Source organism: Anoxynatronum buryatiense (genome assembly GCF_900182905.1).
Lineage (GTDB): Bacteria > Bacillota > Clostridia > Peptostreptococcales > Tindalliaceae > Anoxynatronum > Anoxynatronum buryatiense.
Genome location: NZ_FXUF01000004.1, coordinates 66,662 through 85,757 on the forward strand (window position 1 = coordinate 66,662; position 19,096 = coordinate 85,757).

The window sequence follows — 19,096 nt, forward strand, 5'->3', positions numbered from 1 at the left end:
CAGGGTCGTTTCCCGTAAGGGAGGCAAAAGAAATAAAGCTATACCAGCGCCACCAAAGAGGCAGAGCCGGTGGATGACATGGACATCACTTCGTCACTCATCCAGCGCACCACTTCGTGATCGTGGGAAATAAACAAATAGGCCAGTTGGCGTTGCACCTGAAGGTCTTTCAGCAGGTGCAATATTTGTGACTGCACCGATACATCCAGCATGGAGGTGGCTTCGTCGAGTATCAGTACCCGGGGCTGGGGCAACAGTGCCCGGCACAGGGCCAGTCGCTGAAGCTCTCCGCCGCTGAGTTGATGAGGATAGCGGGACAAAAGGGCGGGACGCAGCTGCATCTGCTCCAGCAGGGGTGCCAGGGAAGCCTCGGCCGTCAGCTGATTGAACGTGGCGGCTGGCGAGCCGTCCCCCAGCAGACGAAGGGCCTCCAGCAGGCTGTGCTTCATGGTGTATGCCGGGTTGAAGAAGGTGTGGGGGTGCTGGGACAAAAACTGGACCCGGCGGCGAAAAAACAGCAGGGATTTCCCGCTGAGGTGGGTGATCTCCCGACCATCAAACCAGAGACTTCCCTGATCAGGGGGAATCAGGCGCAGCAGTACCCGGGCCAGGGTGCTTTTCCCGCAGCCGCTGGGTCCAACCAGCCCCAGGGTTTTTCCCGGTACCAGATGCAGGCTCACATCGGAAAAGACGGGGGTGACAGAAGAACGCCAGAGGCCGGTGGCATAGCCTTTGGAAAGGGCGCGGGCTTCAAGCATAAAGAAAACACCTGACTTTCTGCCGGGGGGCGTCTTTGGGACGACTCTCCGGTGGTTTTTGTGTCTGGCATCTGGCCATGGCTGCGGGGCAACGGGATGAAAAGGCACAGCCGGTGAAGCGGGTGCCCAAAGCCGGGGGTTTTCCTGCCATGGGTTGAAAACCCTTCTCCGGCAAAGATGCCAGCAGCCCCCGGGTGTAGGGGTGACAGGGGGTGGTCAGGGTATGAGGCCCGGTTTCCAACATTTCACCGGCGTACATCACCGACACCTGGTCACAGAGAGCGGCGGCCATGGGCAGATCGTGGGTGATGACAATCAGTCCCCGGCGAGATTGGGCTGTCACGGTTTTCAGCAGCTGCACCGTCTGTTCTTTGGAGATCTGGTCCAGGCCCTTGGTGGGTTCATCTGCCAGAATCCAGGCCGGGTCTGCCGCCACTCCCATGGCTGCCAGTACCCGTTGCTGCATGCCGCCGCTCAACTGAAAGGCGTAAGCTTGCATGAGTGATGCCGGTGAAGAGAACCCCAGTTGATTCAAGAGCCGGCAGAGCAGGGATTGTTTTTCGCTGCGGGGAAGGGCATGATGCCAGAGGGCGTCCAGCAGTTGACGGCCCAGCGGGACCACGGGATTGAGGGAATCCTGGGGTGACTGGGGGATGAGCCCGATTGATCGTCCCCGCAACCTTCTGAAATCTCTTTCGCGGCATTGCAGAAGATTTTGTCCGCGATAGTGGATACGCCCGGTGACGGCGGCGTAAGGGGGAAGCAGTCCCAGGAGGGAAAGCCCCAAAACTGATTTCCCGCACCCGCTTTCACCCACAATACCGTGAATGGTACCGTGATGAAAAGTAAGGCTGGCTCCGTTGACGGCTCGCACCGGGCCGGTGGCCAGGTGAAAATCCACTGCCAGTGCATCAAGGGTGAGGTGGGGGGGATCAGTAGCAGCTTCACCATGAGCATCAGTAGCCGCTTCAGGTGTCATCACAGGTTGAATCGGTTCTTTCGTATGAAAATGGGAACTTGCGGTCATTCTTTCCACACCTCCTGGCTGCGGCGGTCTGCCAGGTTTCGCAAGGCATCTCCCATCAGGTTGATGCTCAACAGCAACACAAAAATGCAGACACCTGGCACGAGAATCAAATGGGGACTGCTGCGGTAATACATACGGGCATCACTGATCATCACACTCCAGTCGGGTGCCGGCGGCTGAAGTCCCAAGCCCAGAAAGCTGAGAGCGGCGATGGCCTGCACGGTACGGCCCGCCCGGGTGGTGAAAAGCACCACAGTGTTGCCCAGTAGATGGGGAAGGATATGGCGAAATAAAATGTGGGCATGACTTGCCCCCAGGCAGCGTATCCCTTCGATGAAAGGTTCTTCTTTAAGATGCATGACCTCTGCCCGCACAATGCGGGTAAATCCCGCCCAGGAGGTGATCACCAGGCCCAATAGCAGGCTGTGAAACCCAGGGCCCATGATGCCGGCAATGGCCACCATGAAACTGGTACCGGGGAGTCCCTGAAAAATATTGGTGAGGGTGGTGATAAGCTGGTCCGGCCATCCGTTGAAATAACCGGCAAGGGAGCCCAGCACCAAGCCAAGGAGCATGGAAAGGAAGGTGGCGGCCAGGGCCAGCATCAAAGAAAGACGGCCGCCGTAGAGGGTTCGGCTGAAAAGATCCCGGCCCAGGGTATCGGTGCCCAGCCAGTGGGTGGCGGATGGTCCTTGCAGTCGTGCAGCCATGTGAATCTGATTGGGATCATAAGGGGCCAGCAGGGGTGCCGCCAGGCTGGCCAGCGCAATCCCCCCCAGCAGCAGGAGGGGCAGCACCAGGTCAGCGGGGGGCAGAGACGGTTGTTTATCCATGGGATGAAGCACCTCCCAACCGTACCCGGGGATTCAGCATTACAGACAACAAATCAACCAGCAGCATCACCAGTACATAAAAAGTGCCGGTGATGAGGACATAGCCCTGCAAGGCGGGGTAATCCCGGGTGAAAATGGCTTCGATGGCGTAGCTGCCAATGCCGGGCAGGGCAAAAATACTTTCAATAACCACAGAGCCTCCCAAAATACCTCCCAGGTAATTGCCCAGCAGGGCCATCACCGGTGGCAGGGCGTTGGGGAGGGCATTGGTGGCCACAAGGCGAAACCGGTGGAGGCCTTTGGCTCTGGCGGCCAGCATGTAGGGCTTGCCCATCTCCTGCAGCAGGGAAGCCCGGGTGAGACGAATGGCAATGGCTGAGGTGGCGGCAGAGAGGGTCAGGGTGGGCATGACAAAGTGAGCCAGGGTTCCGGTGCCGCTGGTGGGGAGCAGTGACCGGTTTTCTGCCAGCACTAAAATCAGCAGCAGCGCCAGCCAAAAACCGGGAAAGGATAACAACAGATTCACCATCAGATTGATGAGGCGGTCCGGCCATTCCCGGTGAAAGACTACGGCCAGGGTGCCAAAGAACAGGCCGCTGAAACAGGTGAGCATAAAAGCACTCCCTGCCAGCTGCAGGGTGAGGGGAAGGCGGCGCAGCAGTTCGCCGGCTACGGGACGACCATTGGTGTATGAGGTGCCCAGGTCACCCCGCAGCAGATTTTGAAACCAGTGCCCGTACTGCACCACCAGGGGGCGGTCCAGGCCCAGTTCGCTGCGCACCTGAGCAATTTGCTCTGGCGTGGGGGTATAGAGACCGCTGCGGTTCAGGGCAATTTCTGCAGGGTCTCCCGGGGCCAGCACTCCCAGGGCAAAGGCGATGATGCTGATGCCCACCAAAACAGGCACAAGGGCCAGCAGTCGCCGCCATACATAAAGGCCCATGGTGTGTTTCATGGCTTATTCAGCCCAGCCGATGGCGGGCAGATCCAGGCCGTACACTTGGGCATCATAGTTGGCCAGCTTTTTATTGAACACCAGCAGGGTGACATCGTTAAAGAGGGGGATGATGGGCTGTTCTTCCGCTGAGATTTCCTGAATTTCCTGATAAATGGCATGGCGGCGGTCCAGGTTCAGTTCGCCATCGACAGCGGCCATGAGTTCATTCACCCGGGGATTATCGTAACCCAGGCGATAACCCACGTTCTGGTCACCGTCGGGAAGCATGAACCGGCGGAAGATGGTGGCGGCTTCGCTGTTGGACAAACCCTGTTGCGCCCGGGCCAAATGGTGGGTGCCTGCTTTCATTTCTTCCCGCACCGCGGTCCATTCCATCACCTGAATGGTGGCATCCAGACCGATTTCGGAAAACCAGACAGAAAGCAGTTCCGCCTCGGTTTTTTGAAGGGGTTCCCCGCCGTTGACATAGAAGGTGATGGGCATCCGCTGGTCTCCCAGTACTTCGGCAGCCAGGGCTTTGGCCTTTTCAGGGTCGTAGGCCACGGGGATATCATGGTAGAAAGGGGTGCTGTAGTTCAGAATGTTGGTGGTGGGGGTTCCAAAGCCGTGATGCAGTTCATTCACAAAAGTTTCCCGGTCGATGATCAGGCTGGCGGCCTGGCGCATGCGCACATCATCAAAGGGGAAGGTGGTGCCGTTGGGAATGAGAAAACGAATCATGGTGGATTTGGTGCTGGAAAGGCCAAACCGTTCATCTTTCACCAGCTCTTCCGCCAAAGCGGGTGTGATGGCACTTAAATCAAGTACGCCCATGATTTCTTCTGCCTTCATGGCGGCAAAGCGGGTGTCCACATCGGGAATCACTCGAATGCGAATGGTGTTGGCCACGGCTTTTTCGCCGTAATAATCTTCGTTTCGTTCCAGTACCAGGTATTCATCCAGCACATTTTCCACCAGGCGGAAAGGGCCGGTTCCCTGGGCAAGGCCGTTGAAATAACCATCTTCTGAGAAGTTGTGAGGGCTGTACATGGCACTGCCGAAGTTCACCATGTTGTAAAGCTGGGTGGGGGCAGGCTGGGAAAAGACCAGCTGAACCGTATGGTCATCCACTTTGAGCACTTCCTGCAGATTGGGGTAGTGGGTGTCGACATGAAGGGGATAGAAAGAAGACGTTTTGACTTCCCCGCCCATACGTTCAAAATTGGCCAGCACCGCATCGGCATCAAAGGGGGTGCCGTCATGGAAGGTAACACCCTGGCGCAGGTGGAAGGTCCACTGGTGGCCGTCTTCTGACATTTCCCAGTCTTCTGCCAGGCCGGGAATGGGAGAGGCGTTACTGTCCTGACTCACCAGGGGTTCCCAGACAAAGAGAATAGAGCTGCAGTAGTAGGCGTCCCGTTCGCCGGGGGCCAGGTTACGACGGCCGGCCAGTACAATTTCAGCGTCAGGGTCAACAGGGGTGTTGGCTTCTGCCACAGCGGGGGCGGTGCTTTCAGCTGCGGGGGTACCGGCGGGTTCGTTCGCTGCAGCGGGGGCAGCGGGGCTGCAACCAGTGATAAGAAGCATCATCGCCAACAGGAGGGTGAGCAGCAGTGTAAAAGGCTGTTTTCCATGAAAGACGTTGGTGGGGAGCTGATTCGTTTTGCGGAGAGGGACTAAAGATAACTGTTTCATTGATTGACCTTCTTTCAGGTGTGTTTTTTTCATGAAATCACAGACCGCTTGTGATGGACTCGTCGGTGGAAGAACCAGGCGACGCCTCCGAAAAGCACCCACATACCACCCACCACAGGCCATTTGTGAAGCCGGCGCTGGGTGGTGCCGACGATCCACTGGGCCCGGTGGCCCAAACCGTCATCCACCAGAATGGTGTGGGGGTTTTCCAGATGACCGAAAGCATAGATCCCTTCATCATCCAGCCGGCCTTCTTCCATCACGTGGCCGATGGGGTCCAGTACGGTGACCACCGTGCGGCGGGAAAAGCCGCCTCCGTCATAGGAAACCTGCACCCGGTCCCCTTCAAGGGGATCAATGTGCAGGGAGTGGGCCCAGACTGGCTGCCACAGGGCCATGAAGAGCATGGCGCTCATGATGACCATGGCTGAAATAGCAGGAAAAATCAGTCGATGGCGGCTGGAGAAAAACGGAAAAGACGGAAAAACCAGCATCAGGCAACCCCTCCTTCTTCAAGCCACTGGGGTTTGGCCCGGGCCATCAGCTGCAGGGCAAAGCCGGTGACGACGGCTTCGATGGCCACCAGGGGAAGGTGGCCGATGATCAGCAGGTTTACCACTGAGGCGGCACCCCGGGCAAAGAGGGGCTGGCTGGTTACCAGCAACAGCACCAGAATAGCCACGGTGAGCACGGTGGCCAGCGCGCCGGCGACCATTCCCTTCACTAAGGGACTCAGAGAGAGCCGCAGGTACACCTGGCGGGCGGTGAGGGCAGGAATGGCCAGCATGAGGGTGTTGGCCCCCAGACTGGTGAGACCGCCGTGCTGGAACAGGATGGCTTGCAGCAGCAAGCCGATGAAGAGGGCGACGGGTGCCCGGCGTCCCAGCATCACTCCCAGCAGCCCTGCAATGAGGGGATGAATGGAAGAGGGGCCCACGGGAATGCTGATGAGGGAGACGGCAAAAAAAGTGCCTGTCATCAGACTGATTTTAGGGATTTCTTCTTCCTGAATCTGTTTCAGACCATAGCCAACCAGGGCTGCGGTACCCGCATAGGTAATGGCGATGGTGGGGGCGTTCAACACACCGTCGGCTAAATGCATGGCTCATTGCCTCCTTTGATGGGTGTTCAAGAGTGGTTATCATCTCTTGGTGTACATTCGCTTAGTGGGTTATTTGATTTTCGGGGGTCAGGACTTCGCCGGTCTGGCCTAAAAACTGCAGGTTAAACTCTTCCGGCAGGTGTTCGGCAAAAAGCATGTACCGCCCCGCTTCTTCAATGGTAAAGTAAAAATGAGTACCCGCCGGGTTCAATTTCAGGGTGTATCCGTAATCCGGCAGGGCGGTGAAGGTGCCATCGGCGGCAATCACTTCTTTTTCTGCTTCCAGCACGTGTTGGCCGTGATGTTCCAGATCGGTGATGGAACCATCCATCAGTACAAAGGCCAGGTCCATGGATTCATCTTCACTTTCTTCAAAAGTGATTTCGTAAGTTCCGATTTCCAGATTCAGTTCGCCGCTCCATTCGTAGGGCAGGTCGCCATGCTCGTGGCCATGGTCATTTTCGGCAGTGCTGCCGGTACATCCATGGAACAGCAGGGCGGCCAGAAGCAGCAGGATGGTCAGGCTCAAAATGTTTTTTTTCATGATTGATTCCTCCCAAAAAGGTTGATGTGAACGTGGTGTATGTGAGCTGAATAGATGATCCTTTCAGGGAGGGACAGGACTGACAAAAAAAATCCCCTGGCCATTGGCCAAGGGTTTTTCCCATCAAAAATCCTCTGGTCGCCAAACAGGCATACATCCCATGCTTGCTGGCTGCTTTCAAGGCCGGTCTCCTGGCTCATGATTCCTCCGCCGCCCTTCCCTTCCCAGATCTTTTGATCCAGTGGTTTGACAGGGCATTGTCATCATCTACAGTGGTGGGTCCGCGCCGGCTTGCCCGGCTTCCCGATTCTCTTCTTTCGAAGCACCTTAAAAGGATTGTCCGATTCAGTTACCTTCAGTATAGGGGGAGAAAGCCTGTTTGTCAAATGTGTGTCATACGTCTGCAGGTCATACGTCTGTGGGTCATGCATCAGAAGTTGCTCGACCTCGATAGGCGTGACGCCACCTCGATCTTCTCTCAATAAGCGAATGAAGTTGAATCACTTTTGAGTTGAGGCTCAGTCCTTTATCAAGGCCAGGGCTTCTTCAACATTTCGGGGCTGACGGGGATGACCGGCAAAAAGCCGGGCCAGCAGGGGCATGGGGAGCTTGGCGGCTGTCAGCAAGGGAGCGTCGGTGAGCACCTCCAGAGGCGGGCCCTGGGCCAGCACTTCCCCTTCCCGCAGCAGAATGACTTCGTCTGCCCAGGCATAGGCCAGTTCCAGATCATGGGTGCTGAAAATCAGGGAACGTCCCTGGGCAATCCACTCATCCAATACCTGGCGAAACTGTTCCTGAGCATGGGGATCCAGGCCTGAAAAAGGTTCGTCACATACGATGAGTTGGGGGTCGGTGGCCAGCAGACCGGCAATGGCCGCCCGTTTTTTCTGCCCAAGGCTCAGCTGATAAGGCGGCTTTTCTCCCAGTGCGGCCAGGCCTACCTGATCAAGGGAACGGGTGACAGACTGGGCTGTTGCTGTCTTGGAGAATCCCAGATTCCGGGGGCCAAAGGCCACATCCCGGGCAACGGTGGTGGCAAAAAGCTGGTGGTCTGGGTAATCAAAGAGAAATCCCACCTGCCGCCGCAGCTGGGGGAGCGTCTGGCGGGTGACGGGAATGCCCAGCACTGTTACCTGGCCCTGCTGGGGCAGAAAAGTGCCGTTCAGGTGGTACAGCAACGTGGTTTTACCACTGCCATTGACGCCCAGCAGGGCGGTGCGTCGGCCGGGGGCAATTTGCAGGTGAATTTGCTTCAGGCCGGTGGTGCCGTCTCCATAGGTATAGAACAGGTTTTGGATGTGAACCATCATGGCAGCAACCCCCTTTCCAGAAAGATGAAACACAGAAATAACAGGATCAGCAGCAGGGTGACACCCTTCTCCACAAGCCCCATGGGGGGCGGTGTCTCTGAGGGAATGTGGCCATTGAAAGACCGGGCCTTCAGTGCCCGGTAAACCTGTTCGGAATGATCGGAAGCTTTCAGAAAAAAGCCGCCGATCCATTCTCCCCAGAAGGGAAGCTGCTCTCTAAGGGACAGTTTTTCCATGCCCCGGGACTGGAGGGCCCGGCGACCGCTGATGACATCCTGGCGCACCATGATGAAGTAGCGAAAGCTGAGGAGGAGAATGGTGGTCATCACCTCAGGCATTTTCAGAAGGGTGAGGCCTTCCAGCAATGCTTCGCGGCTGCGGCTGGTGCCCAGGTAGATCAGCACCAGGGTGGCGTTGAAGATCCGCAGGGCCAGGGTGGCGGCGATGAGACGGTTTTCATGGGGCGGCGGCCAGCCCTGGGCGATGAGCAGGGGCAGGGTGAGTACCAGCAGCATGGGCAGAACCATGAGAAGCCGCCACCAGGCGGCGGGAGTCATCCGGTTGCCGGTGAACAGAAAAAGCAACAGCACTGGCAGCAGCAGTGCCATTGTTTCCGGCCGCTCCAGCAGCACCATGCCCCACAGCACCACAAAGGCGTTGACAATGGCAAGGCCGGGGTGGGTCACCAGCAATGAGGTTGATCTCAGCATTGAAGCGTGGTTGGCTGCGGGCGGCGTGGGCATGAAGGCTTCCTGCTTTCTGATTCAGATTGATAGTCATCAGATTGATAGTCAATAGTCAAAAGATACTTCATACTGATGCGCTCATGGTTTCAATGCAAAAATCCCTGGCAGGCTGCGAGCCACCAGGGATTTTCCCATCTAAAATCCATGTCAAACCACCGCTGCGGCAGGCAGCAATGGTCATTGTTCAAGGCCGGTCTCCTGGCTCATGAGTCTTCCGCCGCCCTGCCTTCCCAGGGTCACCCAGTGGCCTGTCAGGGCATTGTCCTCATTCACAGTGGTGGGTCCGCGCCGGCATGTCCGGTCTTCCCGATTCTCTTTCCTGCGAAAGCACCTTAAACAAATCAATGTCATATAGTTTCTCAAGCTTCTTTAAGCTTCTTTTAATCTTCTCAAGTTTCTTAAGCTTCTTTAACCTTCTCAAGCTTCTTCACGTTCTTTAAGCCTCTTCAAGTTTCTTCTGACTTCAGTATAGGTGCTGGCGAAAGGCTTGTCAAATTGCAGTCGCCGGCAAAGGGAAAGTCGGCCTGCCGGGGAGGCAGCAATGCAAAAATCAAAAAGCCGGCGGTGTTAGGTGATGGATGCCATGTAAATATCCCGAATGGCATCTTTCAGCATGGCATTAAAGGCATTGTCTGTTTGCTGTGCGGTCAGCCCTTCCACCAGTGCGCGAGAGAAACTGGCGATGAGATGCGGGTTTCGGGACAGGCGTTCAACGGCTTCTTCCCGATTGTAACCGCCGGATAAAGCCACCACGCGCAGAACCCGGGGATGGGTGGTGAGATCCTGGTAAAAACCATCCCGATCTGGTATGGAGAGCTTCAGCATTACCAGTGCATCTTCAGGCAACTGGTCGAGATGGTTGAGAATTTCAATTTTCAACAGCCGTTCAGATTCGGCTTTGTCGGTGCTGTGAATATCCACTTCCGGCTCTAATATGGGAACCAGTCCGGCTGCAAGAATCTGCTTCCCGTAATCAAACTGCTGGTCGACAATTTTTCGAATCCCTTCGGGAACAGCGCTTTTGATCACAGAACGCATTTTTGTGCCAAATATGTGATGTTTTACAGCGCGCGCCAGCAGCTCATCCAAACCAGTCATGGGCTTCATCAGTTGGACGCCTTCTGAAACATCTGCCAGCCCCTGGTCAACTTTTAGGAAGGAAAGAATCCCTTTCTTTTCCCATAAGTAGGTTGCGGTGGGCATGCCGTCAACTAAACTGTCCATGGTTTGCTCGAACAGAATGACACCCAGGATATGACCAGAAGTGAAAGCGGGACTGGTCATGATTCGGGAGCGCATTTCATGGACGAGTTCAAACATTTTCTCCTTACCGGTGTACTGGTCTTCTGAGATGCCGTAGGCTGCCAATGCTTTGGGGGTGCTGCCGCCACTCTGGTCGAGTGCCGCAATGAAACCCTTGCCGTTGCCCATTTTTTTAAGCTGGTGCATGTTCATGCATTTACCCCATTTCCATATTTCGACAAGACGAGTCAACCTGCACATGCAGATCGATATACGGGTAAGCCTGTAACGTGATCCCGCAGTAAGATGATATCCGGATTCGATGGGTTTAAACGCTTCCCGGGAAAGGAATTATCAGGATTTGAAGGCCAGGGGTGAAAGTTGCTGGATAAAGTGATTGAACGTTGTTGAACAAAGGGGTATCTCATTTAAAGCAGTAAGGGCATCTTATTTAAAGCAGTAAAGAGAAGTCGGTGTGCGCATTGGTAATTTGGCTGACATCAATAAACGTGGGTGGAAAAATATATCTGGATAAAAAAATAGTATAAGTGGATAAAAATAATAAATTTGGGTAAAAATAATAAATTTGGGTGGATACGATGAGTTTGGGTAGATATAGGATGATGGAATCAGAAAAACATGAAAGGTGAAAGACTTACCTGCATTTATAAGGATAGGAGGCATCTTTTATGCCGGAAGAGAAAACAGAACACTCCTCAGAAAACCAGTTTCCCATTGTCGGTATTGGCGCTTCCGCAGGCGGTTTAGCAGCTTTCGAAGCTTTTTTTTCAGGGATACCTGCTGATAAACAGCCCGACATGGCCTTTGTCCTGGTGCAGCATTTGGCACCCGATCATAAAAGCCTGCTGGCAGATTTGATTCGGCGGCTCACTGACATGCACATGAAAGTGTATGAAGTGGAGGACGGTATGGTTGTCTTACCCAACTGTGTGTATATTATTCCACCTAACTATAATTTATCACTTTCGCAGGGTGCATTGCAACTTGAGAAACCGACGGCCCCCCGGGGGCAGCGGCTGCCCATTGATTTCTTTTTCCGTTCGCTGGCACAAGATCAGCATGAACGCGCCATCTGTATTGTGCTGTCTGGCACCGGCAGCGACGGCACCCTTGGTGTAAGAGCGGTAAAAGAAGAAGGCGGCATGGTCATGGTACAGGACCCGGATTCGTCTGATTATGACGGAATGCCAAGAAGTGTCATCGCGACAAACCTGGCGGACTACACGCTTTCTCCTGAAAAGATGCCGGCACAATTGATGGCGTATGCAGCCCACCATTATGGCAAATCGGTTCTGCCGGTTGAAGCGACGCAGGTCACTGAAGATGTGCAGAAGAAGATATTTTCGCTGCTGAGAAACCAGACAGGGCATGATTTTTCCCAATACAAGCCCAGTACCATTAACCGCCGCATTGAAAGACGCATGGCGGTGCATCAAACAGACACTCTTGAAGAATATGTGAAATACATGCAGCAGACTCCCCAGGAGGTGGAGGCACTTTTTCGCGATCTCCTCATTGGGGTCACCAGCTTTTTTCGAGACCCAGAAGCCTTTGAAGCCCTGGAAAAACATGTTGAAGCCCTCTTTTCAAACAGACCGCCAGAGATCCCCCTGCGCATCTGGGTGCCTGGCTGTTCCACCGGTGAAGAAGCCTATTCCCTTGCCATCCTGATTTCCGAATATCAGGAGAAGATGAAACGAAATGACCAAATTCACATTTTTGCCACTGATATTGATCAGAGAGCCATTGCGACAGCGCGCGCCGGTATTTATCCTGCCGGTATCGCCACCGATATTTCAGAAGAGCGACTGGCCCGGCATTTTACACCTGAACCAAATGAGGCCCACGGTACCAATCGCACCAATGGCAGTCCGAGTTTTTATCGGGTGAGAAAAAACATTCGTGATCTGTTGATTTTTTCAGAGCAGAGCGTGGTGAAAGACCCGCCTTTTTCAAGGATTGATCTCATTAGCTGTCGAAACCTGTTGATCTATATGGGCAGCGACATGCAGAAAAAACTGATTCCCCTGTTTCACTACGCATTAAACACGGGTGGAATTCTATTTTTAGGCACTTCAGAATCTGTGGGGGAGTTCAGCGAAATGTTTTCGCACATGGATCGCAAACACAAGATCTACCAGCGCAAAGAAAACAACCCGCTGACCAATAAAGACATCGTCAGGCAATACCTGCCCCCGGCGGCGGTCGCCGATGAGCGGGCCTCTCATCCATCAAAGGGAAAAAGGGCCAACACCACAGAACCCACCTTGCGCTATCTGACTGATCAAGGGCTGTTGCAGCACATGAATTTGGCAGGGGCACTGGTCAATGAGAGAGGCGATTTGCTCTATCTCCATGGTCAAAGCGGCAAGTACCTGGAGCCGGCACCGGGTGAATTTGACAGAAACATTATCAGAATGGCCAGAGAAGGATTAAAACGTCCGCTGACAACGGCGCTTCACAAGGTGGCGGCCTCCAAAGAAACCGCCCGGCATCAGGGGTTGAAGGTGAAGATCAATGGCGATTTCACCATGGTAAACATGACCATTCGATCCGTTTTCACCAAGACACTATCTTCAGAGAAAGAGTCCCTGTACCTCATCATTCTGGAAGAAGCTCCTGAGCCAATGCCTGTCATTGATCAGTGTACCGTGAAGGAAATGGCGCATGATCCTGAAAATGACCTGCGCAATGCACGTCTCAAACAGGAACTCCAAGAGATGGAAGAATACCTTCAGGCGACCAACGAAGAACTGGAAACTTCCAATGAAGAGCTCAAGTCATCCAATGAAGAAATGCAATCTGTGAACGAAGAGCTTCAGTCAACTAATGAAGAGCTGGAAACATCGAAGGAAGAATTGCAATCAATGGTTGAAGAATTGGCAACGGTGAATGCAGAGCTGCAGAATAAGGTGACCGACCTGTCAAGGGTCAACAGCGACATGAACAACTTGCTGGCAGGTACAGGGATCGCCACCGTGTTTGTGGATCATCAGCTGCGCATCATGCGGTTTACGCCCACCGCCACACAGATCATTAATCTGATTCTGAGTGATGTGGGGCGCCCGGTGGGGCATATCGTCAACAACCTGATGGGCTATGACAGCCTGGTAGAGGATACCCGGGCGGTCTTGGACACCCTTGTTCCAAAAGAGGTGGAAGTGCAGTCGATTGAAGGCAACCAGTACACCATGTACATTCAGCCCTATCGTACCCTCGAAAATGTGATCGAAGGAGCCGTACTGACCTTTGTGAACCGGAAATAATGGCGTGATATCACCTCCTTTAGCAATTGAGAAAGGAAGGAACCTGCATGACAACCGAAAACCAGAAAACAAATGAGAAAGACAAGGGTGTTGACCAGCGACTGCGGGAACAGGCTGAAGAGCTGATCAGAGGCAGACCGGTGGGGGTGGCTGCGGAGGATGCGTCACCACTTCCCAGGGAGATCAGCGAAACACTTCATGAGTTGCAGGTTCATCAAATTGAACTGGAAATTCAGAATGAAGAGCTGAGAACGATGCAGGCAGAGTTAATCACTTCCCGGGAGCGATATTTTGATCTGTACGATTTGGCACCGGTGGGGTACTGTACGTTAAGCGAAGAAGGACTGATACTTGAGACAAACCTCACGGCGGCTAATTTACTGGGAACCTCGCGAAAAGAAATGGTCCAGCGACCATTCACCAGCTTCATTCTCAAAGAAGACCAGGATGTCTATTACTTTCATCGAAAAGAAGTGCTTGAGACCAAACAGTCTCAGGAATGTGAACTGAGACTGGTGTGTTCGGGAGAGTCACCTTTCTGGGCCCATCTGACCACGGTTGTTGCAGCTGATGTCGATGGGGTAACAGTTTGGCGGGTCATATTGGAAGAAATTACGGTGCGCAAGAAGGCTGAAATGGAAATGATCAAAGCGAAGGAAGAAGCTGAAGCTGCCAATGCAGTAAAAAGCCAGTTTCTTGTCAATATGTCCCATGAAATCAGAACGCCGCTGAATGGACTGACGGGCATGCTGCAGCTGCTTGAAATGACACCCCTTTCAGATGAACAGAAGGAGTATGTCAAAATATCAAGAACCACGTCTGATGTGCTGATAAAAGTCATTACAGACATTCTTGATTATTCTCAAATAGAAGCCGGGAAAATCGAGCTGGAAACCATCGATTTCGAATTGAAAAGGGTGGTGCAGGAAGCGGCAGACGTCTTTCGGGTAGCTGCGGCGAAAAAGGATTTGCAGATTCATCTTCATGACGGGGGTGAACTGCCGCTTCTGAGAGGCGACCCTTTCCGAATCAGACAGGTGTTATCCAATCTCATTGGGAATGCCGTTAAATTTACACATGCCGGAACCATCACGGTGAGGGTGAAACCAATTGACATAAAGAACACACGCCAGATCAAACTTGAATTTGCTGTGAAAGATACAGGTATAGGAATTTCAAGCCATCAAAGACATGTTTTGTTCCAAAGCTTTAGCCAGGCCGATTTATCGACGACCCGTCAATATGGGGGGAGTGGGCTGGGGCTGTCCATCTGCCAGGGACTGGTGGAAAAAATGGGAGGTGCCATATGGTTTGAGAGTCAGGAAGGCGTCGGCAGCAGTTTCTATTTCACATGTATTCTGGAAAAATCAATGACAGACACTCTCCAATGCCCATCATTGCGCTGACGGCAGATGTGCTTGCCGATTCCAGGGAAAAGTGCCTCGAGGCCGGCGTGGATGAATGCCTGGCAAAGCCCTTTGGAGATACGAAACTGGAAATCTTGATTCATCAGTTGATGGGAAAAACAAACGAACGTTGACCCGCATCTTCAAAGGAGTGCTATCGATGAAAAAGAGTCAAAAGGTACAGGATATGATGGAGCGAATGACATCTGCCGGCTGCTTTATAAAGGATTATCAAACCAATCAGATCACCTGGTCCCATGAAATGTATTCTATTTTCGGAGTAACACCCGAGGCGTTTTCCCATACACATGAAGGATTCCTCGAAAGCGTTCATCCAGATGACCTGACAAGGGTGAGTCAAATGGTCTTGGATGAACAACACCAGGGGGGTGAATATGAACGGGAATATCGCATTATCCGAAAAAATGACGGTGCCGTTCGCTGTATCCTCGAAATAGGAGAGGTGGAAGTGGATGCTTCTGGTCGGATTCTCTGCGCCACGGGAGTTCTAAAGGATAACACGGAGCAAAAAGAAAAAGAAACAGGATTGGGCGACAGTGAAAATCGGTTTCGCAGGTTGGTTGACGGGATGCCAGCCCAGTTTAAGGAATTTTTGCCGGACGGCACCCTGACCTATGTGAACCAATATTACTGCAACGATTATGGAATGACGGAAGCGGAATTGATTGGCCGTCGCTTTTTAGAGCTTCTGCCAGAAGAAAAACGTGAAAGTGTGGCAAAAAGCTACCTGTCACTGACCCCAGAAAAACCTTTCTGCATTGGTACCTTCAGCCGGGTGAAAAAGGGGGAAACCAGATGGCGTCAATGGCGATACCGGGCCATTTTCGATGAAGCGGGAGTGGCGCTGCGCTATCAGGCCATGGGAATTGATGTGACCGAAAACAGGCAAACAAATGCGGCCCTGAGAAAAGCCAATGCGGAAATGAAAAAAGCCGTCAAAATTTCCGATGAGGCCCTGCAGGAAAAAAGCAGGTTTCTGGCCAGCATGAGCCATGAGATACGCACCCCCCTTAACGGTCTGGTGGGGATGATTCACTTAATGCAGCTGACCGAACTGACGGAAGAGCAGCAGGAACTGGCCATTCTTGCCCATACATCTTCTGATTTGCTGCTGAACCTGATTAATAATATTCTTGACTATGCAAAAATGGAAGACAGCGGCCACCAGATGGACAATCATGAGTTTGTGCTGGACGAAGTGCTGCACGCTGTTGAAATGGTTTTTGCTCCCATGATTAAAATGAAAGGGTTGGCGTTTAGAATCCACCGGGACAAAGAAATTCCCCACCTTTTGAAAAGTGATTCCATGAGGCTGAAACAGGTACTGATAAATTTGCTTGGTAACGCACTTAAATTCACCAAGGAAGGGAGCATTCAGTTATCTGTCGAGATGGTGAAGCGTCAGGACCAGCAGATGATGTTGCAATGGGCGGTGAAGGATACCGGTGTGGGAATTCCCCTGGAAGATCAGGAAAGAATTTTTAACAGATTTGCTCAGGTAAAAAATGACACAAAGCAAGCATATGATGGCACGGGTCTTGGACTGGCCATCTGCAAGTCCATCGTTGGGATGATGAAGGGGCACCTATGGGTGGAAAGTCAGGAGGGGAAGGGCAGCCGTTTTTTCTTTACCACAGAGGTATCAGTGCCTGCTGCACAGACGGAATCACTGGAAGAAGAAAAGAAAGCTGACAGTGCAGGAACAGAGAACCTCATTCAGCTATTGGTGGCGGATGATGATGAAAACATGCGGTTTGTCATCGATCGAATTGGAGAAAAAAGAGGCTGGCAGGTGACTCAGGCTGAAAATGGACGGGTGGCCATTGCACTATGCCAGGAGAAACGATTTGACATGATTTTAATGGACATGCACATGCCTGTGCTGGATGGATCTGAGGCAACCCAAAAAGTGCGGAAAATGGATGAAAGAAAAGGGATTCATACACCCATTATCGCAGTGACAGCAAAAGCACTGCCGGGTGACCGGGAAGCGTGTCTGGCGGCAGGAGTGGATGAATACCTGGCAAAGCCTTTTCAAGCAGAAAACCTGATCGAAATGGTGGAAGTTCAGGTGCGCTCACAACGAGCCAAACAAAGAGATTCACAAAATGATTCTTGAAATCATGCCAGTCAAAAACCGCCTGTCTCTCAGTCAATCTGAGAGGCAGGCGGTTTTGTTCGACACTACTTCACCAGCATCAGTGACAGCTGGGGCACAAAGGTGATAATCATCAGGTTGATAATCAGCACGGCTATAAAGGGCAGGGTTCCCCGCACCACATTGGGTATGGAGAGGCCTGAGATGCCCGAGGCCACAAAGAGGTTCAGGCCGAAGGGGGGCGTCAGCATGCCGATGGCCAGGTTGACAATCATAATCACCCCAAAGTGGATGGGATCAACCCCCAGATCCATGACAATGGGGAGAAACAGAGGTGTCAGAATCAGCACCGCCGCGCTGGAGTCCATGATCATGCCCACAAACAGGAGAATCACGTTGATGGCCAGTAAAATAACAATGGGATTGCTTTCCAGGCTCAGCACGCTTTCGGCCACTTTGCCGGGAATCTGCTGGAAGGTGAGGAACCAGCTAAAAATTTTTGAATTGGCAATGACAAACATGATCATAGCCGAGGTGATAACCGACTTTCGGGCGATGCCCATCACGTCAGCAGGTTTGATCTCCCGGTAAATCAGCAGAGAAATCACCAGGCTGTAGATGATGGCCACTGCCGCTGCTTCGGTGGGAGTGGCGAAGCCCAGGTAAATGCCTCCCAGAATGATCACCGGCATCATAATGCTGAAAAAAGCACTTTTGAAGGCGGTGAGCACTTCGCGAAAGGTGGGCACCGCTGATTTTTCGTGCTTCATGATGCGGGCGTAGATATAGCTGTACAGCACCAGGGTCATGCCAATAAATATTCCGGGAACAATGGCCGCCATGAAAAGCCGGCTGATGGACTGCTCAGAAACCACGCCGTAGGTCATCATGGTAATGCTGGGAGGGATAATGATTCCCAGGGAACCGGCGGCGCACATGAGGCCCACGCTGAACTTCTTTGGATACTTTTTTTCCACCAGGTTGGGAATCATCACGCCTCCCACACCGGCTACGGTGGCCGGGCTGGACCCTGAAAGAGCAGCAAAAAACATGGATGAAATGACGGCAGTGATGGGCAGGCCGCCGGTGATCCATCCGAACAGTTTGTTGGCAAAATCAATGAGGCGTTTGGAGGCCCCGCCTTTCAGCATGATATCCCCTGAGAATATAAAGAAGGGAATGGCCATGAGGCTGAAAGAGTCAACGCCGGAAAACATGCGCTGTACCGCTGTGGTCAGGGCGATGCCCTGGTCCATCATGGCCAGAATGGTGGATAGTCCGGTGGTAATGGCAATGGGCACTCCCAGTAAAAGGAGCACAATAAATGAAATTAAGAGGACCATTAAGAGGCTCCTTTCTCGTCGGCAGCATCGGGTTCACCAGCGGCCAGCAGAATGATTTTGTCTTTCAGTTTAAAGAGGTAGCGAATCAGCATGAGGGCGACGCCCACGGGCACAGAAGCATAAAAGATCCACAGGGGAAGATCGATGGAGGTGGCGGTGGAATTGATGGCCATGGCTGCTTTGACCATGTTGATGCCGGCAAAAACCACAAGGGCACAAAAAGCGATGTTAATCAGATCGATGAGAATGCCAACCGCTATTTTGGCTTTACCCTTCAGCAGAATGAAGGCAGCATCCATGTTCACATGGGCGTTCTCCTTCACCGCCATGCTGGCACCCAAAAAGATGAACCAGGCAATCATCAGGCGGGCCAGCTCCTCTGACCAGGCCAGGGAATAGTTGAACTGATACCGGAGCACCACCTGAACAAACACCAGCACAGAGGTGAGAATCAGCAGGCTGGAGGCAATCACTTCTTCGGTTTTATTCAGTAGATTAACAATGTTTTTCATAAGGCACATCCTATCGGTTTAGAAATCCAACGAAGAACAGGTACAGGGGATCTAACAAGAACTATTAACGTCATTCAACGGTCTTCAACGTCATTCAATATCATATCGGATCAAAGGGGTCAAATCAACAGAGGCTAAATCAACAGGAGACGGCCAACAGGATATTAATAAACGGAGCGGGAACAGCTGGTGTTCCTGCTCCGTTGCATGATCCTTCCAGAAACTTCATTTTTCT

General features: G+C 52.8%; 17 protein-coding genes and 2 riboswitches. Of the genes, 4 read left to right on the plus strand and 13 right to left on the minus strand.

Annotated features, from left to right (window positions below; translation table 11 throughout):
- Positions 1-38: 38 nt before the first annotated feature.
- The 11 genes from QOL74_RS06975 to QOL74_RS07025 form a co-directional block, all read right to left on the minus strand.
- Positions 39-758, minus strand: a complete 720-nt coding sequence (locus QOL74_RS06975) for an ABC transporter ATP-binding protein (RefSeq protein WP_283408732.1) — start codon at positions 756-758, stop codon at positions 39-41.
- Positions 751-1,785: an ABC transporter ATP-binding protein gene (locus QOL74_RS06980; protein ID WP_283408733.1), complete on the minus strand. Its 1,035-nt coding sequence runs from the start codon at positions 1,783-1,785 to the stop codon at positions 751-753. The genes QOL74_RS06975 and QOL74_RS06980 overlap by 8 nt, the downstream gene beginning before the upstream one ends.
- On the minus strand, positions 1,782-2,618 hold the full coding sequence (locus QOL74_RS06985) for an ABC transporter permease (protein WP_283408734.1): 837 nt from the start codon (positions 2,616-2,618) through the stop codon (positions 1,782-1,784). Before QOL74_RS06985 ends, QOL74_RS06980 begins: the two co-directional genes overlap by 4 nt.
- Positions 2,611-3,573 carry an ABC transporter permease gene (locus QOL74_RS06990; RefSeq protein ID WP_283408735.1) on the minus strand — a complete coding sequence of 321 codons (963 nt, stop codon included), beginning with the start codon at positions 3,571-3,573 and terminating at the stop codon, positions 2,611-2,613. Before QOL74_RS06990 ends, QOL74_RS06985 begins: the two co-directional genes overlap by 8 nt.
- Before the next feature lie 3 nt (positions 3,574-3,576).
- Complete coding sequence (locus tag QOL74_RS06995; RefSeq protein WP_283408736.1) at positions 3,577-5,250, minus strand: ABC transporter substrate-binding protein; 1,674 nt, start codon at positions 5,248-5,250, stop codon at positions 3,577-3,579.
- A gap of 29 nt (positions 5,251-5,279) precedes the next feature.
- Positions 5,280-5,744, minus strand: coding sequence for a hypothetical protein (locus tag QOL74_RS07000; protein WP_283408737.1), 465 nt, complete (start codon positions 5,742-5,744; stop codon positions 5,280-5,282).
- On the minus strand, positions 5,744-6,352 hold the full coding sequence (locus QOL74_RS07005) for a CbiM family transporter (RefSeq protein WP_283408738.1): 609 nt from the start codon (positions 6,350-6,352) through the stop codon (positions 5,744-5,746). The genes QOL74_RS07000 and QOL74_RS07005 overlap by 1 nt, the downstream gene beginning before the upstream one ends.
- Positions 6,353-6,413: 61 nt before the next feature.
- The gene (locus tag QOL74_RS07010) at positions 6,414-6,896 is read right to left on the minus strand and encodes a hypothetical protein (RefSeq protein ID WP_283408739.1); all 483 of its coding nucleotides are present in this window, start codon (positions 6,894-6,896) and stop codon (positions 6,414-6,416) included.
- Between the two features lie 164 nt (positions 6,897-7,060).
- Positions 7,061-7,241: riboswitch (cobalamin riboswitch) on the minus strand.
- Positions 7,242-7,414: 173 nt separating this feature from the next.
- Positions 7,415-8,206 carry an energy-coupling factor ABC transporter ATP-binding protein gene (locus QOL74_RS07015; RefSeq protein WP_283408740.1) on the minus strand — a complete coding sequence of 264 codons (792 nt, stop codon included), beginning with the start codon at positions 8,204-8,206 and terminating at the stop codon, positions 7,415-7,417.
- On the minus strand, positions 8,203-8,949 hold the full coding sequence (locus QOL74_RS07020; protein WP_283408741.1) for a CbiQ family ECF transporter T component: 747 nt from the start codon (positions 8,947-8,949) through the stop codon (positions 8,203-8,205). The genes QOL74_RS07015 and QOL74_RS07020 overlap by 4 nt, the downstream gene beginning before the upstream one ends.
- 174 nt (positions 8,950-9,123) lie before the next feature.
- Positions 9,124-9,302, minus strand: a riboswitch (cobalamin riboswitch).
- A 217-nt stretch (positions 9,303-9,519) separates the two neighbouring features.
- Positions 9,520-10,407, minus strand: coding sequence for a fructose bisphosphate aldolase (locus QOL74_RS07025; RefSeq protein WP_283408742.1), 888 nt, complete (start codon positions 10,405-10,407; stop codon positions 9,520-9,522).
- A 476-nt stretch (positions 10,408-10,883) separates the two neighbouring features.
- On the opposite strand from QOL74_RS07025, the gene QOL74_RS07030 reads away from it, so the two are divergent.
- From QOL74_RS07030 to QOL74_RS07045, 4 genes are read left to right on the plus strand one after another with little or no spacing between them, the layout of a single operon-like run.
- The gene (locus QOL74_RS07030; protein ID WP_283408743.1) at positions 10,884-13,481 is read left to right on the plus strand and encodes a chemotaxis protein CheB; all 2,598 of its coding nucleotides are present in this window, start codon (positions 10,884-10,886) and stop codon (positions 13,479-13,481) included.
- 47 nt (positions 13,482-13,528) lie between these two features.
- Entirely contained in the window at positions 13,529-14,887 is a 1,359-nt protein-coding gene (locus QOL74_RS07035; RefSeq protein WP_283408744.1) for an ATP-binding response regulator, read from the plus strand.
- On the plus strand, positions 14,869-15,021 hold the full coding sequence (locus QOL74_RS07040) for a response regulator (protein WP_283408745.1): 153 nt from the start codon (positions 14,869-14,871) through the stop codon (positions 15,019-15,021). Before QOL74_RS07035 ends, QOL74_RS07040 begins: the two co-directional genes overlap by 19 nt.
- A gap of 26 nt (positions 15,022-15,047) precedes the next feature.
- Positions 15,048-17,027, plus strand: a complete 1,980-nt coding sequence (locus QOL74_RS07045; RefSeq protein WP_283408746.1) for an ATP-binding protein — start codon at positions 15,048-15,050, stop codon at positions 17,025-17,027.
- 65 nt (positions 17,028-17,092) lie between these two features.
- Here the strand turns inward: QOL74_RS07045 and QOL74_RS07050 are convergent, their stop codons facing one another.
- Positions 17,093-18,349, minus strand: coding sequence for a TRAP transporter large permease (locus tag QOL74_RS07050; RefSeq protein ID WP_283408747.1), 1,257 nt, complete (start codon positions 18,347-18,349; stop codon positions 17,093-17,095).
- Positions 18,349-18,861, minus strand: coding sequence for a TRAP transporter small permease (locus tag QOL74_RS07055; protein WP_283408748.1), 513 nt, complete (start codon positions 18,859-18,861; stop codon positions 18,349-18,351). Before QOL74_RS07055 ends, QOL74_RS07050 begins: the two co-directional genes overlap by 1 nt.
- Positions 18,862-19,096 lie beyond the last annotated feature (235 nt).

What these genes read in the sequence shown, in the direction of transcription:
- QOL74_RS07055 (WP_283408748.1), bottom strand. Translation starts at nt 18,861, where the DNA reads ATGAAAAACATTGTTAATCTACTGAATAAAACCGAAGAAGTGATTGCC.
- QOL74_RS06980 (WP_283408733.1), bottom strand. Translation starts at nt 1,785, where the DNA reads ATGACCGCAAGTTCCCATTTTCATACGAAAGAACCGATTCAACCTGTG.
- QOL74_RS07025 (WP_283408742.1), bottom strand. Translation starts at nt 10,407, where the DNA reads ATGAACATGCACCAGCTTAAAAAAATGGGCAACGGCAAGGGTTTCATT.
- QOL74_RS07035 (WP_283408744.1), top strand. Translation starts at nt 13,529, where the DNA reads ATGACAACCGAAAACCAGAAAACAAATGAGAAAGACAAGGGTGTTGAC.
- QOL74_RS07045 (WP_283408746.1), top strand. Translation starts at nt 15,048, where the DNA reads ATGAAAAAGAGTCAAAAGGTACAGGATATGATGGAGCGAATGACATCT.
- QOL74_RS07010 (WP_283408739.1), bottom strand. Translation starts at nt 6,896, where the DNA reads ATGAAAAAAAACATTTTGAGCCTGACCATCCTGCTGCTTCTGGCCGCC.
- QOL74_RS07050 (WP_283408747.1), bottom strand. Translation starts at nt 18,349, where the DNA reads ATGGTCCTCTTAATTTCATTTATTGTGCTCCTTTTACTGGGAGTGCCC.
- QOL74_RS06985 (WP_283408734.1), bottom strand. Translation starts at nt 2,618, where the DNA reads ATGGATAAACAACCGTCTCTGCCCCCCGCTGACCTGGTGCTGCCCCTC.
- QOL74_RS07015 (WP_283408740.1), bottom strand. Translation starts at nt 8,206, where the DNA reads ATGATGGTTCACATCCAAAACCTGTTCTATACCTATGGAGACGGCACC.
- QOL74_RS06975 (WP_283408732.1), bottom strand. Translation starts at nt 758, where the DNA reads ATGCTTGAAGCCCGCGCCCTTTCCAAAGGCTATGCCACCGGCCTCTGG.
- QOL74_RS07000 (WP_283408737.1), bottom strand. Translation starts at nt 5,744, where the DNA reads ATGCTGGTTTTTCCGTCTTTTCCGTTTTTCTCCAGCCGCCATCGACTG.
- QOL74_RS07005 (WP_283408738.1), bottom strand. Translation starts at nt 6,352, where the DNA reads ATGCATTTAGCCGACGGTGTGTTGAACGCCCCCACCATCGCCATTACC.
- QOL74_RS07020 (WP_283408741.1), bottom strand. Translation starts at nt 8,949, where the DNA reads ATGCCCACGCCGCCCGCAGCCAACCACGCTTCAATGCTGAGATCAACC.
- QOL74_RS06995 (WP_283408736.1), bottom strand. Translation starts at nt 5,250, where the DNA reads ATGAAACAGTTATCTTTAGTCCCTCTCCGCAAAACGAATCAGCTCCCC.
- QOL74_RS07030 (WP_283408743.1), top strand. Translation starts at nt 10,884, where the DNA reads ATGCCGGAAGAGAAAACAGAACACTCCTCAGAAAACCAGTTTCCCATT.
- QOL74_RS07040 (WP_283408745.1), top strand. Translation starts at nt 14,869, where the DNA reads ATGCCCATCATTGCGCTGACGGCAGATGTGCTTGCCGATTCCAGGGAA.
- QOL74_RS06990 (WP_283408735.1), bottom strand. Translation starts at nt 3,573, where the DNA reads ATGAAACACACCATGGGCCTTTATGTATGGCGGCGACTGCTGGCCCTT.